At 67.9% G+C, this 13,923-nt stretch carries 14 protein-coding genes; 7 read left to right on the top strand and 7 right to left on the bottom strand.

From position 1 onward, the window contains the following. Positions 1-49: 49 nt before the first annotated feature. A complete protein-coding gene (ribB, locus tag ACWGID_RS17530) occupies positions 50-664 on the top strand; it encodes a 3,4-dihydroxy-2-butanone-4-phosphate synthase (protein WP_452197660.1) in 615 nt (204 codons plus the stop codon). Here ribB and ACWGID_RS17525 read toward each other — a convergent pair. Genes ACWGID_RS17525 through ACWGID_RS17495 form a run of 7 tightly spaced genes read right to left on the bottom strand, consistent with a single transcriptional unit; the run spans position 648 to position 7,490 of the window. Continuing rightward, positions 648-1,616, bottom strand: coding sequence for a transketolase family protein (locus tag ACWGID_RS17525; protein WP_452197659.1), 969 nt, complete (start codon positions 1,614-1,616; stop codon positions 648-650). The genes ribB and ACWGID_RS17525 overlap by 17 nt on opposite strands. Further along, the gene (locus ACWGID_RS17520; protein WP_452197657.1) at positions 1,613-2,491 is read right to left on the bottom strand and encodes a transketolase; all 879 of its coding nucleotides are present in this window, start codon (positions 2,489-2,491) and stop codon (positions 1,613-1,615) included. Before ACWGID_RS17520 ends, ACWGID_RS17525 begins: the two co-directional genes overlap by 4 nt. Beyond that, positions 2,488-3,483, bottom strand: a complete 996-nt coding sequence (locus ACWGID_RS17515; protein ID WP_452197655.1) for a sugar phosphate isomerase/epimerase family protein — start codon at positions 3,481-3,483, stop codon at positions 2,488-2,490. Before ACWGID_RS17515 ends, ACWGID_RS17520 begins: the two co-directional genes overlap by 4 nt. A gap of 33 nt (positions 3,484-3,516) precedes the next feature. Next, a complete protein-coding gene (locus tag ACWGID_RS17510) occupies positions 3,517-4,407 on the bottom strand; it encodes a carbohydrate ABC transporter permease (RefSeq protein ID WP_452197653.1) in 891 nt (296 codons plus the stop codon). Beyond that, on the bottom strand, positions 4,404-5,303 hold the full coding sequence (locus tag ACWGID_RS17505; RefSeq protein WP_452197651.1) for a carbohydrate ABC transporter permease: 900 nt from the start codon (positions 5,301-5,303) through the stop codon (positions 4,404-4,406). The genes ACWGID_RS17510 and ACWGID_RS17505 overlap by 4 nt, the downstream gene beginning before the upstream one ends. 4 nt (positions 5,304-5,307) lie before the next feature. Further along, complete coding sequence (locus ACWGID_RS17500; protein ID WP_452197649.1) at positions 5,308-6,600, bottom strand: ABC transporter substrate-binding protein; 1,293 nt, start codon at positions 6,598-6,600, stop codon at positions 5,308-5,310. Continuing rightward, complete coding sequence (locus ACWGID_RS17495; protein ID WP_452197647.1) at positions 6,597-7,490, bottom strand: nucleoside hydrolase; 894 nt, start codon at positions 7,488-7,490, stop codon at positions 6,597-6,599. The genes ACWGID_RS17500 and ACWGID_RS17495 overlap by 4 nt, the downstream gene beginning before the upstream one ends. A gap of 117 nt (positions 7,491-7,607) precedes the next feature. Between ACWGID_RS17495 and ACWGID_RS17490 the strand changes: the two genes are divergently transcribed. The 6 genes from ACWGID_RS17490 to ACWGID_RS17465 all read left to right on the top strand — a co-directional run bounded on the left by ACWGID_RS17490 (position 7,608) and on the right by ACWGID_RS17465 (position 13,837). After that, positions 7,608-9,011: an FGGY family carbohydrate kinase gene (locus ACWGID_RS17490; protein ID WP_452197645.1), complete on the top strand. Its 1,404-nt coding sequence runs from the start codon at positions 7,608-7,610 to the stop codon at positions 9,009-9,011. Positions 9,012-9,183: 172 nt separating this feature from the next. Continuing rightward, on the top strand, positions 9,184-9,918 hold the full coding sequence (locus tag ACWGID_RS17485; protein ID WP_452197643.1) for a cupin domain-containing protein: 735 nt from the start codon (positions 9,184-9,186) through the stop codon (positions 9,916-9,918). A gap of 22 nt (positions 9,919-9,940) precedes the next feature. Next, complete coding sequence (locus ACWGID_RS17480; RefSeq protein WP_452197641.1) at positions 9,941-11,101, top strand: Gfo/Idh/MocA family protein; 1,161 nt, start codon at positions 9,941-9,943, stop codon at positions 11,099-11,101. After that, complete coding sequence (locus tag ACWGID_RS17475; RefSeq protein WP_452197639.1) at positions 11,101-12,252, top strand: dihydrodipicolinate synthase family protein; 1,152 nt, start codon at positions 11,101-11,103, stop codon at positions 12,250-12,252. Before ACWGID_RS17480 ends, ACWGID_RS17475 begins: the two co-directional genes overlap by 1 nt. Further along, positions 12,249-13,064, top strand: a complete 816-nt coding sequence (locus ACWGID_RS17470; protein WP_452197637.1) for a sugar phosphate isomerase/epimerase family protein — start codon at positions 12,249-12,251, stop codon at positions 13,062-13,064. The genes ACWGID_RS17475 and ACWGID_RS17470 overlap by 4 nt, the downstream gene beginning before the upstream one ends. A 17-nt stretch (positions 13,065-13,081) precedes the next feature. Beyond that, positions 13,082-13,837 carry a sugar phosphate isomerase/epimerase family protein gene (locus ACWGID_RS17465; RefSeq protein ID WP_452197635.1) on the top strand — a complete coding sequence of 252 codons (756 nt, stop codon included), beginning with the start codon at positions 13,082-13,084 and terminating at the stop codon, positions 13,835-13,837. Positions 13,838-13,923: the final 86 nt, after the last annotated feature.

Genomic DNA, 13,923 nt, shown 5'->3' with positions numbered 1-13,923 from the left:
GTCGTTGCCCCGGAGTGCTGGTGATTTCACAGCCGAGAGGACAACGATCGTGAACACCATCACCAGCCTGGACACCATCGAACACGCCGTCGCCGAGCTCGCCGCCGGACGCCCGGTCGTGGTCGTCGACGACGAGGACCGGGAGAACGAAGGCGACCTGACCTTCGCCGCGAGCCTCGCCACACCGGAACTGATGGCGCTGCTCGTCCGCCACACCAGCGGCTACGTCTGCGCGCCCGCCGCACCGGAGGTCCTGGACCAGCTGCGGCTGCCGCTGATGGTCCCCGACAACCAGGACAGCCTGCGGACGGCGTACACCGTGTCGGTGGACGCGGCGACCGGCGTCGGGACCGGGATCTCCGCAGCGGACCGGGCGCGGACCGTCCGGGTGCTGGCCGATCCTTCGGCCCGCCCCACGGACCTGATCCGGCCCGGTCACATCCTGCCGCTGCGCGCCGTCGACGGCGGAGTCCGGCAGCGGCCCGGTCACACCGAGGCCACTGTCGAACTCGTCCGGCTGGCCGGATTGCCGCCGGTCGGCGTGATCGGCGAGCTCATGAACGACGACGGCACGCTGATGACCGGAAGCGACCTGCGCGCGTTCGCCGACGCTCATGGCTTCGCGATGATCTCGATCGCGGATCTCGTCAGCTACCTGACGTGACCAGCTTGCGGGCCGCGTCGGCGATGCCCTCGGGGGACAGGCCGTAGCGGTCCAGCAGGTAGCCGGCCGACCCCGTGGGCGCGAACTCGCCGAACCCGAGGATCGACACCCGCGCCGGATGCTGCTGTACGACGGTCTCGGCGACCGCCCCGCCGAGACCACCGCCCCGCACGGCCTCCTCCGCGGTCACGATGCCGGCCGTCTCCCGCGCGGCCGCGACCACGGCGTCGGTGTCGAGCGGCTGCACCGTCGGCATCGACAGCACGCGCGCCGAGATCCCTTCCTCGGCGAGCCGTTCGGCGGCGGCGAGCGCGCGCCACAGCACGGTCCCGTTGCTGATCACGGTCACGTCGTTGCCCTCGCGGACCGTGACCGCCTTGCCCAGCTGGAACTCGTAGTCCTCCGGATACACCTTCGGCACGCTCATCCGGCTGACCCGGATGAACACCGGCCCCTCCGTCGCGGCCGCCCAGCGCAGCGCCGCCGCGGTCTCGATCGGGTCGGCCGGCACGATGATCCGGATCCCCGCGATCGCCCGCAGCCAGGCGACGTCCTCGATCGAGTGGTGCGTCGGCCCGAGTTCGCCGTACGCGACACCGGGGCTCATGCCGCAGAGCTTCACGTTGGTGTTCGAGTACGCGACGTCGGCCTTGATCTGCTCGAGCGCGCGCCCGGTGAGGAAGCAGGACGCCGCAGACACGAACGGGATCCGGCCGCCGTTCGCCAGCCCGGACGCGACGCCGACCATGTCCTGCTCGGCGATCCCGACGTTGATCAGCCGGTCCGGGAACGCCTTGCGGAAGCTGTTCAGCTTGCTCGACCCGACCGAGTCGTTGACGACACCAACGATCCGGTGATCGGCCTCGGCGAGCTGCGCGAGCGTCTCGACGTACGCGTCCCGGCAGTCGTACCGCGGCTGGTCCGCGATCGAGCGGGTCTCCACCACTGTCATGCCAACTCCTTCAGGGCCTGCTGGTACTCGGACGCGTCCGGCACCCGGTGGTGCCACGCGACGTTGTTGCTCATGAACGAGATCGGGTGGCCCTTGTGCGTGTGCGCGATCACGAACGTCGGCTTCCCGGGCCGGAACGGTACGGCGGACAGCACGTCGAGCAGCTCGCCGTGGTCGTGACCGTTCACCTCGACCACCGCGAACCCGAACGCCGCCGCCTTCTCCGGCAGCGGGTCGAGATCGTTGGTCTCCTTGGTGGTCGCACCCTGCTGCAGCCGGTTCCGGTCGACGATTACGGTCAGCCGGTCCAGCTGGTACTGCGAGGCAGCCATCATCGCCTCCCAGTTCGACCCCTCCTGCAGCTCGCCGTCCCCGACCAGCACGTACGTGCGGCGCAGCGAGACGTCGAGCTTGGCCGACAGGGCGTGCCCGACCGCGACCGGCAGCCCGTGACCGAGCGGGCCGGTGTTGGCCTCGACGCCGGCCACCTTGTTCCGGTTCGGGTGCCCGTTCAGCGCGGACAGCGGTTTGAGGAACGTGGCGAGCTCCTCGACCGGCAGGAACCCGAACGCGGCCAGCGTCGTGTACAGCGCTCCGGCGACGTGCCCCTTGCTGAGGATGAACCGGTCCCGCTCGGGGTCGTTCACCGTCTCCGGCGTGATGTCGAGCACCGCGCCGTACAAGGTTGCCAGGATGTCGATCGCGGAGAAGTCGCCACCGATGTGCCCGGCGCCGGCGTGGTGCACCAGCTTGAGGTCCTGGATCCGGATCTGCTTGGCGGCCTCGGCGATGTGCGCGATCTGCTCGGATCGTCCCGCATGCACGGGCAGCCGGCCGAGCACCGGCATCGTCGCATGATCAATGGTCAGCGTCATGCGATCTCTGCCATCGAGCTCAGCAGGACTTTCTGGACCAGCTTCTGGGCGGCCAGCGCGTCGTGCGACGCCTGTGCCGCGGCCAGGGCCTCTTCGTCCAGTACGTCGAGCGCGTGGTGGACCGCCTTCAGGAAGGTGATCGCCTGCTTCGCGGCCTGCACGCTGTCCTCGCGGAACGGGAACTGGTCGAGCTGCCAGACGCCCTCCCAGTTGTTCTTCCGCAGCGTGTGGAAGAACTCGAACGTCTCCACCAGGTGCACCGAGCCGACCACCATGTCGTCGTCCCAGCCGCGCAGGTTGTCGTTGACGTCGATCGCGAACAAACGCCCGTAGTCGATCGCCAGCTGCGCCGCGTCGGCCGGCGTCTCCTGGCCGTACAGCGAGTGCCCGAAGTCGAGCAGGATGCCCAGGTTCGGCAGCCCGATCTTCTCGATCCCGAGCAGCGTCCGGGCGACGTTCGGGAAGATGATCTTCACCCGCGGCTCGCGCGGCTTGTACTCGATCACGAAGTTGATGTCCGGGTGCGCGGACACCAGCTCCTTCAACCCGTCCAGCGCCAGGTTCCAGATGTCGTGGTAGTTCACCTGGAACGGGTAGTCCCAGCCGTCCTGCCCCGGCCACAGCTTCACGTACGAACAGCCCAGGTCCTTGGCGAGCTCGGTTGCCTGGTGCAACAGTTCGAGGGCCTGCTTGCGTTTCGCCGGGTTCGGGTTGGTGAGCGACCCCTTGACGAAGTCGCGGGTGTAGATCTCCGGCGTGATCGCGATCGCCTTGAGGTTGTTCCGCTGCAGCGCGGCCTTCACCTCGTCGAGCGTCCCGTCGTACCCGGCGAACGGCCAGTTCAGGTCGACCACCGAGAGGTCGCCGACCGCACCGGCGCGGTCGATCTGCTCGAGCAGGCCGACGGGTTCGCCGTACCCGTCGGTCGCATAGCGGTCCTTGTAGGTGGCGAAGTGCCAGATGCCTGCGCCGAAGACCGGTAGGTCAGTCATGGTTTCCTATCTCCTTGGTGTGGGGCGGTGAGGTCAGCCCTTGAGAGAGCCGGCGGTCAGGCCACCGACAATCCAGCGCTGAAGCAGGGTGTAGGCAATGAGGATCGGCACCACCGCGATCAGGATGCCCGCCGCGAGGCCGGTGTTGTTGTTCGCGAACTGGCCCTGGAAGTTCAGCAGTCCCACCGGGATCGTCTTGTGCGCGTCGGAGTTCAGCAGGATCAGCGCGAACAGGAACTCGTTCCAGGTCGCGACCGCGTCCAGGATCGCCACCGTGACCAGGGCGGGCACGGACAGCGGCAGGATGATCGTGAAGAACACCCGCCAGTCACCGGCGCCGTCCACCTTGGCCGCCTCGATGATCTCGTCCGGGATCTGCCGGAAGAACGACTGCAGCACCAGCACCTCGAACGGGATGCCGAACGCCAGGTACGGCCCGATCAACCCGAAGATGCTGTCGGTCGCACCGGCCGAGCGCATCATGATGAAGACCGGGACGATCGTGATGTAGATCGGGATCGTCAGCCCGAGGAACACCGAGAACATCACCGTCCGGCGGAACTTCATCCGCAGCTTGGCCAGCGCGAACCCGAGCATCGCCGAGACCAGGACGCCGAGCGGCACCTTGATGATCGCCAGCACGGCACTGTTCTTGTACGTCGTGGCGAAGTTGCCGATGTCCCACGCGTCCTTGAAGTTCGACCAGGTCAGCTGAGCGGGCCAGGACAACGGGCCGTTCCCGATGAAGTCGGCGAGCGGACGGACGGCAGTGATCACCAGGAGGGCAAGAGGTGAGATCCAGAAGAGGGCTATGACGGCCAGAACGAGTGTTGTTACCAGGCCTCGACGTCCTTTGGGCCCAGAACTGGTGGAGTTGATGGTTTCCACAGGCAGCTCGACCGGGGCTTGGGCTGTGAGGGTCATGACGCCTCCCTCGTCTGGGAGCGGACGTACGGGATGCCGACGGCGATGGCCACCAGCGTGATCACGACGGCGATCGCGGTGCCGTAGCCGGCCTGGTAGTACTGGAAGACGTTGAAGTACATCCATGTCCCCATCACCTGCGTCGACGTACCGGGGCCGCCGTACGTCATCGCGTAGATCATGTCGAAGACCTTGAACGAGTCGATCAGGGACAGCGCGAGCACGATGTAGTGCGCGGGCCGCAGGCTCGGCATCGTCACGTGCCAGAACTGCTGCCACTTGGTCGCGCCGTCGACCGTCGCGGCTTCGTAGAGCTCCCGAGGGATGCCCTGCAGCGCGGCCAGGTACAGCAGCATCGGGAAGCCGGTCCGCAACCAGATCGCCGGCACCATCACGGCCCACAACGCGGTCGAGTCCTGCCCGAGCCACGCCTGCGCCAGCCCGTCGAGCCCGATCATCCGCAGGAACGAGTTGATCGCGCCGTACTGCGGGTTGTAGAGCCAGCCCCAGATACTCGCGATGGACACCAGCGGCAGCACCGCGGGCGTGTAGAAGACCAGCCGGAGGATCGGTTTGCCGTGCACCTTGCCGTTCAGCGCGATCGCCAGCAGCAGACCGATCACGGTCGGGACGGCGATCGTCACCACGGTCCAGATCAGGTTGTTCCGGACCGCGGTCACCACGACCGGGTCACTGGGCAGCTTGAAGTAGTTGTCCAGCCCGACGAACTTGTACGTCGCGCTCAGGCCGTCCCAGTTGGTCAGGCTGAACCACAGTGACGACAACGCCGGGTACACCAGGAACGCGACGTACACCGCCAGTGCGGGGATGGCGAACAACCAGGGGGACCAACGGCCTCCACGTTTCGGCTTGGCTACTGCGACTGTCGTGGCCATGCGCTCAGCTCTTCGCCCAGGCGGAGACGATCTCCTGCATCTTCTTCGCCGCCGCGTCTGGGGCGACCTTGCTCTGCAGCAGGTCGCTCTGCACGCTGAAGTACTGGTCGGCCTGCTTCTTCGGGAACGCCTGGTCCTGGATCGTGTAGAACGGGTTGCTGCCGTACTTCTGCGACCACTCCGCCGACAGCGGCAGCGCCTTCGGGTCCGGCTCGGCGCCCTTCACGGTCGAGGCGGTGATGTTCATCGCCTTCTGACTCGCGGGCTGGACGATGAAGTCGATCAGCGCGGCCGCCTTGTCGGCGTTCCCGGTCTTGGCGTTGATCATGTACCCCTCGACGAAGCCCGAGTGCCGCGCGGGGGACTTGTCGGTCGGCAGCTCGAAGTTCCCGAAGCCGGACGGGCTCTTCTTCGCCGACAGGATCGCGCCGGCCTCGGTCCACTGCCCGGCGATCGTGTACGCCGTCTTGCCCTGCACGTACCACGGCTCGACGTCGGACGGGTCCAGACCGAGAGCACCCTGCGGCAGCCACTTCTTGTCCTGCCATTTCTTGAACCGCGTGAACGCCTCGACCACCTCGGGCCGGTCCCAGCTCTCGTCACCGGTCAGCAGCTTGTCGTGCAGGTCCGGCCCGGCGGTGTGCTCGAGCAGGTACTCGAACAGCCGCATGATGTCCCAGCCGTACTTGCCTCCGAGTCCACACGGCGTGACACCGACAGCCACCAGTTTGTCGTTCACGGCCTCGAGCTCGGCGTACGTCGTGGGCGGCGCGCTGACCCCCGCCTTGGCGAACAGCGACTTGTTGTACCAGGCCCCCAACCCGAGCTGCACGAACGGTACGCCGGACTTCACGTCGTCGAACGTCATCCCGGCGATCGCCGTGGTGTTGAGCTTCGACTCCCAGCCGTACTTGGAGTAGTACGGCGAGAGGTCGAGCGCCTGCTTCGCCTTCGCGAACGGGCTGCCGATCTGCCCGCCCCAGATCCGCCAGACGTCCGGGCCCTTGCCACCGAGCAGCTCGGTGCGCAGCTTGTCCGGGTACACGGCGGCCCCCGAACCGGGCAGGCTGTCGACCGTGGTCGTCGTACCGTTGGCCTCGTCGAACTTCTTCACCTGCGCCTTCAGCAGGCCGATCGTCGAGTCGTCCTCGTAGGTGAACAGGCGCAGATTGTTCGATGCCGCCTGAGTGGCTCCCCCGCCGGTCGAAGTACCACCGCCGGTGCAGGCGGACAGACCGGCGCCGAGCGCGGCGGCGGACGTGAGGCCGAGGAATCCCCGGCGGCTGAACGAACTCATGTGTTGCTCCTTTGGCGGGCGAAGCGGCGGATCTTGGCGAACATGTCCTCCAGCAGGAAGCGCACGTCGACCTGCTCGCAGACCTGGATGGGGTTGTCGGTGCCGGGCAGGTACCACCCGTCGACACCGAAACGCGGCGCCGGACGGGTCCGGAAGTTGCCGCTGTGCGGGTAGAGCATCAAGGAGATGGCCGGCGAGTCCCCGAGGGAGCGGGACTCGATGGGCTCGCCGTGGTACGTCGCGTTCCACTCGATCAACTGCTCGATCAGGTACTTGCCGAGTGGACCGGCGTCGCCGATCTTCTCCTCGAGCTCGGCGTAACTGACCGAAACCTTGGTGTAGACGTCACTGGGGACCTGCCAGACGGTGATCCCGGAGCCGAACACGACATTGGCGGCGTGGACGTCGTTGGACAGGTTGAACTCCATCCGGTGGTCGGCCGCGTAGCCGTTGTAGCCGCGACCGCCGATCCAGACCACAATCACGTTCCGGTGCGCCAGCTCGGGGTCCAGCAGGATCGCGGACGCCATGTCGGTGAGCGGGCCGAGGAAGGACACGAACAGTGGGTCGTTCTCGCCGGCCAGCTTGGACTCGTCGATGATCAGCTGCGCGCCGGGTGAGTCCAGCGGGGTCTGCTCGTCCGGGATGCCGGTGGCGGCGCCGTTCGCGACGGTCACCTTCCCGGTCAGGTCGAGCAGGTCCAGGAGCAGATCGATCTCCTCGCGGGACTCCTCCATGCTCCGGTTCGACCGGTGGGTGCCGAAGTGCGCGGGGATCAGGCCGCGGACGTCGAAGGTCGGCGACAACAGCCCGTGGACGATCGCGAACTGATCGTCCGCCTCGTTCTTGGCATCGGTGTTGATGATCACCCGGCGTCTGCTCGGCTTCACGCGGCTCTCCTCCGGTCCTTCGGACGAATAGATATTCAGTACTGCATAGCCTGTCGCCTTGAGTGTCGCCACGGCGCTACAGTCCCGTCAAGAGTTCGGTTGAAACTTGGAGGGCGAATGGTCCAGGCGGTACTGGCGATCGACCAAGGCACGACGAACTCCAAGGCGGTGCTGGTGGGCGCCGACGGGAGCGTGCTGGCGACCGGCTCGGCGCCGGTCGGGTTGTCCACACCGCGGCCCGGCTGGGTCGAACAGGACGCCGAAGATCTGTGGCAGAGCGTGTTGCGGGCCATCTCGGCCTGCCGCGCCCCTGACATCGATGTCGTGGGCATTGCGCTGTCCACGCAACGTGAGTCCGTCGTCGGGTGGGACCGCAGCGGTCAACCGGTCGGACCGGTGCTCGGCTGGCAGGACGTCCGGACGAGCGAGTGGTGCGACCAGCTCCCACCGAGTGTCGACGACCTAGCACGCCGCCGAACCGGACTGCGAGTCGATGCGATGTTCTCGGCGCCGAAGATGCGCTGGCTCCTGGACCACTCCTCCGACGCACTGGTCGGGACGGTCGATGCCTGGCTGATCCATCGCCTGACTGGTTGCCGTGAGCACCTGACCGAGGCGGGCAACGCCTCTCGCACCTTGCTCTACGACACGGTCGAGCTGGGCTGGTCAGACGAGCTGCTGGACGCGTTCGGCGTACCGCGGTCCGCCTTGGCCGACGTGCGTGCCTCCAACGCCGGATTCGGTGTCACACAAGGCGTTCCGGGGCTGCGCGACGGGCTTCCGATCGTCGCCGTACTCGCGGATTCGCATGCGGCGATGTACGGGCAAGGATGTACCCAGGCGGGGATGGTGAAGGCGACGTACGGGACCGGGTCGTCGGTGATGACGCCGGTGGACGGGTTCGTCGCGAGCGGCTGCACCCTTGCCTGGTTGACGGATCGGCCGGTCTACGCACTCGAGGGGAACATCGTTTCGTCGGGCGCGGCACTGGTATGGACGGCGACGATGCTCGGACTGCCCGATGTCGGCGCCTTGGTCGAACTGGCCGCGAGCGTGCCGTCGGCGGACGGCGTCGTACTCGTGCCGGCGTTCGCGGGGCTGGGCGCACCGCATTGGGATCGCGAGGCGCGGGCGGCGCTCACCGGGATGAGCAGCTCGACGGCCCGGGCGCACATCGCACGGGCCGCGGTCGACGCGGTCGCGCATCAGATCTGCGACATCGCTGACACGATCCCGGGGTCGCTGGGCAGTCTGCGGGCCGATGGCGGCGCGACGGTGGCCGGGCTCTTGATGCAGACGCAGGCGGATCTGCTCGGCGCGCCGGTGCAGGCCGCTGAGGTCGCCGAGGTGTCGGCGCTCGGCGCGGCCGAATTGGCGTGGACGACGCTTGGCGAAACGACCGGCTGGGCCCAGAAACGGACGAGTCGCAGCTTCGATCCCAGCCTCGACGACACCGAGCGTGCTCGGCGCCGGGCCGAGTGGGCGACCGCCGTCGCAGGGGTGCGCGTCCGGCCGGCTTGATCCAGAACAGCGCGAGCTTGGCGCGGCGCGCCATCACCCGCTCGCGGTACCACGGTGGCCAGACCGTGCGGAGATCGCTTTCCGTTGCAGGTTGACTGGTTGTGATGCCGCACCTAAGCTTCCCGTCACAGGCTTGGAAAGCCCTTTCCCAGCCCGAACGAGGGGAGGCGACATGTGCGAGCTCGAGTCCGGCGCCGCGCTGGCGCTGCCCGGCGGGATCGGCATCTCGAAGCTCACGGTGTACGACGCCGAGGCTCCGGACGGCCGCACCGGCGGTACTCCCCACGTGCACCTGGCCTGCTCCGAGGGGTACGTCGTGGTCGCGGGGACCGGCTCGGTCCAGACCCTGACCACGAAGGGTTACACCGAGACGGCGCTCCGGACCGGCGCCGTCGTCTGGTTCGAACCCGGCACGATCCACCGGCTCGTCAACGACGGCGAGCTGCAGATCCTCACCCTGATGGCGAACTCCGGTCTCCCCGAGGCCGGCGACGCGGTGATGACGCTGCCACCGGAGCACCTGGCCGACCGAGCGACGTACCTGGCGGCGACCGCCCTCACCGGTACAGGCCCGGACCGGACGGCGTCCGCGATCGCCCGGCGCGACCTTGCCCTGCAGGGCTACGCCGTACTGCGGGAGCGGTACGAAGCCGACGGTCCGTCGGCGCTGGATGACTTCTTCGCAGCGGCGATCCGGATCGTCCGGCCACAACTCGCCGACTGGCGCGCACGCTGGGAGCAAGGGGCCCGGCGACTCGCGGACCAGACCGGCGCCGCCCTCGACGCACTGGAGGCCGGCACCGCGCCGCACCTGCAGAACGCCGAGCTGCACCACCTTCCGACACCCACCGAGGCCGGCCGCCACGGCATGTGCGGCCACCTCGACATCTACGACACCCAAGCGTGACCCGAGCGTGAGAGGCAAGACTGTGAACGAGCGACGCATCGGCATCGTGATGAACGGCGTCACCGGCCGGATGGGCCTGCGCCAGCACCTCGAGCGTTCCATCGTGGCGATCCGGGAGCAGGGCGGACTGCCCGCCGCTGACGGCACGATGATCATCCCGGAACCGATCCTGGTCGGCCGCAACGAGGCCAAGCTGCGCCGGATCGCCGAGCGGTACGGCCTGGAGCGGTGGACCACCGACCTCGCCGAGGCGCTCGCCCAGCCCGACGTCGAGATCTACTTCGACTCGCAGCTCACCCAGCTGCGGGAGAAGGGCGTCCGCGCCGCGGTCGAGGCCGGCAAGGCGATCTACTGCGAGAAGCCGATCGCCGAGAACCTGGACGCCGCCGTCGACCTGGCCAAGCTGGTCGTCGGCTCCGGCGTCAAGAACGGCGTCGTGATGGACAAGCTCTCGCTGCCTGGCCTTCGCAAGCTCAAACGATTGATCGACGGCGGGTTCTTCGGCCGGATCCTCTCGGTCCGCGGCGAATTCGGCTACTGGGTCTTCGAGGGCGACTGGCAGGAGGCGCAGCGGCCGTCGTGGAACTACAAGTCCGAAGAGGGCGGCGGCATCATCCTGGACATGTTCTGCCACTGGCGGTACGTGCTCGACCAGACGTTCGGCGAGGTCAAGTCCGTGTACTGCCAGGGCGCGACGCACATCCCGACCCGGGTCGACGAGAACGGTGACAAGTACACCGCCACCGCGGACGACGCGGCGTACGGCGTGTTCGAGCTGGAGGGCGGGATCGTCGCGCAGCTGAACTCGTCGTGGACGACGCGGGTGTTCCGCGACGAGCTGGTCGAGTTCCACGTCGACGGCACCGAGGGCTCCGCGGTCGCGGGCCTGCGGAACTGCCACGCGCAGCACCGCTCGGCGACGCCGAAGCCGGTATGGAACCCGGACCTGCCGGTCACCGAGAAGTTCCGCGACCAGTGGGCGACGGTGCCCGACAACGAGGACTTCGACAACGGGTTCAAGGTGCAGTGGGAGATGTTCCTGCGGCACGTCGTCGACGACGCGCCGTTCACCTGGGACTTCGTCGAGGCGGCGAAGGGCGTCCAGCTGGCCGAGCTCGGCCTGAAGTCCTGGCACGAGGGCCGCAAGCTCGAGGTCCCCGAGCTGAGCCTGAAGGACAACTGATGGACCTGAGACTTCCGGTCGGCGGCGGGCAGCTCGAGAACTATCGGCTGTCCGGTACGCCGGTTGCGTCGGGCAACTATGCGCCGGCGAACTCGCGGCTGGCCTTCGCGGCCGCGCACGTGGTCGCGGATCCGCTCGGCGACAACTCGCCGGGCGCGCCCGCGGTCATCGACTGGGAGCACACGCTGGAGTTCCGCCGGCACCTGTGGTCGCTGGGGCTGTCGGTCGCGGAGGCGATGGACACGGCCCAGCGCGGTATGGGCCTGGACTGGAAGTCCACGCAGGAACTGATCAGGCGCTCGGCGGCTGAAGCACCCGACGGTCGGATCGCCGTCGGAGTCGGCACCGACCAACTTGCCACCAGCAACTACACCTTGGACTCGACTGTTGCCGCGTACGAGGAGCAGCTGGCGGTCGCGGAAGACGCGAGTGCGCAGCCGATTCTGATGGCGAGCCGGGCGTTGTGCGCTGCGGCTGAGTCGCCGGACGACTACCGCAAGGTGTACGACCGTCTGCTCACCCAGTCCACGAGGCCCGTCGTACTCCACTGGCTCGGCCCCATGTTCGATCCCGCCCTGGAAGGCTACTGGGGGAGCGGATCGTTCGAGTCGGCCGTGGAGACGGTCGTTGGTCTGATCAACGACAACGTGGACAAGGTCGACGGGATCAAGATCTCGCTGCTCGACGCGTCCAAGGAAGTTGCACTGCGCAACCGTCTTCCCGAGGGGGTGCGGCTCTACACCGGCGACGACTTCAACTACCCCGAACTGATCCGGGGCGACGGCGACCAGCACAGCGACGCCCTGCTCGGCATCTTCGCGGCAATCGCCCCAGCGGCTGCGGCCGCTCTGCACGCACTGGACCGCGACGACCTGGCGGAGTACGAGCGGGTGTTCGCGCCGACGGTTCCGCTGGCGCGGCAGATCTTCTCGGCGCCGACGTACTACTACAAGACCGGAATCGCCTTCCTGGCTTGGCTGAACGGGCACCAGCCCGGGTTCACGATGGTCGGTGGACTGCAGACCGGACGGTCGCTGCCGCACCTGGCCGACACGTTCCGGTTGGCCGACCAGGCCGGCGTACTGACGAACCCCGACCTGGCGGTCGAGCGGTTCCGGCAGCTGCTCCGCGTGGGTGGGATCGACGCGTGAACCGGTACAGCTTGAACCAGGCGACCACGAAGTACTGGCCGCTCGAGGACGTCGTCGCGGCCAGCGCGAAGGCGGAGCTGGAGTGGATCGGCCTGTGGCGGGAGCCGATCCAGGAGTACGGCGTCGAGCGGTCCGCCAGGCTGGTCGCGGACGCCGGCCTGAAGGTGTCGTCGCTGTGCCGCAGCGGCTTCTTCACCGCGACGGACCCGGCCGAGCGAGCAGCGAAGATCGAGGACAACCGCCGCGCGATCGACGAGGCCGCAACCATCGGTACGTCGGTACTCGTACTGGTGAGCGGCGGCCTGCCGACCGGTTCGCGGGATCTCGACGGCGCCCGCGCGATGGTGCGGGACGGGCTCGCCGAGCTGGCGCCGTACGCGGCCGAACGGGGGGTGCGACTCGGGATCGAGCCGTTGCACCCGATGTTCTGCTCGGACCGATGCGTGGTGTCGTCGCTCGGCGGCGCACTCGACCTGGCCGAGCAGTTCCCGGTCGAGCAGGTCGGCGTGATCGTCGACGCCTACCACCTGTGGTGGGACGCCGACGTGTACGGCCAGATCGAGCGCGCCGGTGCGCGGATCCTGTCCTACCAGGTGAGCGACTGGGTGGTCCCGCTCCCGGAGGACACGCTGCTCGGGCGCGGCATGATGGGCGACGGCGCGATCGAGCTGCGCCGGCTGCGCGAGGCCTGCGACACGGCCGGGTACGACGGGCCGATCGAGGTCGAGATCTTCAACCAGAAGCTGTGGGACGCGCCGGGACAGGAGGTTTTCGACCTGGCGCTGGCGAGGTACCAGGAACACGTCATCTAAAGGAGCTGACTGAACCTATGACAGACCGAACCCTTCCCGCCGACGGTATCGGGATGCACCTCTACACGATGCGCGACGTACTGGCCGAGGACTACCCGGGCACGCTGAAGCGGCTCGCGGACATCGGCTACCGCACGGTGGGGGTGAGTGGACGGTTCGACCACAGTGCCGAGGAGATCCGCGGCTTCGCCGACGACGCCGGGCTCGCGATCGTGCTCGAGCACGTCGGGTACGCGCGGATGAGTGACGACTGGGCGGGTGCGCTCGCCGATGTGAAGACGTTGGGTGCGCAGTGGGCCGTCGTACCGTCGATCCCGGGTGATCTGCACTCCGTCGAGGGCTTCAAGACCGCGGCGGCCGCGTTCACCGAGGCCGGCAAGGCCGCGCGGGACGCCGGGCTGAAGCTGCTGTTCCACAACCACGGCCACGACTTCGACGAGATCGACGGACAGGTGCTGTACGACATCCTGCTCGGGGTGGATCCGGAACTCCTCGGGTTCGAGCTGGACCTGTACTGGGCGGTCGACGGCGGGCACGACCCGGCGAAGCTGTTCCAGGACCACCCGGGCCGGTTCCCCGCGCTGCACGTCAAGGACATGGCCGAGGACGGCTCGTGGGAGGACGTCGGCGCCGGGAAACTCGACTTCGGCGCGATGTTCGCGCACGCCGAGTCGGGTGGCGTCGAGCAGTACCTGGTCGAGCACGACAAGCCGACCGACGCCTGGACGTCGGCCGAACGCAGCTACCGCGGGCTGACCGAACTCCGGTACTGAAATCTCTCGAGGATGTGAGAACGCGCGCTTAACCGGGTCATTTTTTGTGATCTGGGGCTCACACCCGGTGAGACCGGCCTAAGCTC

This window comes from Kribbella sp. NPDC054772, assembly GCF_053611945.1.
This window is presented reverse-complemented; position numbering and strand designations above follow the sequence as displayed.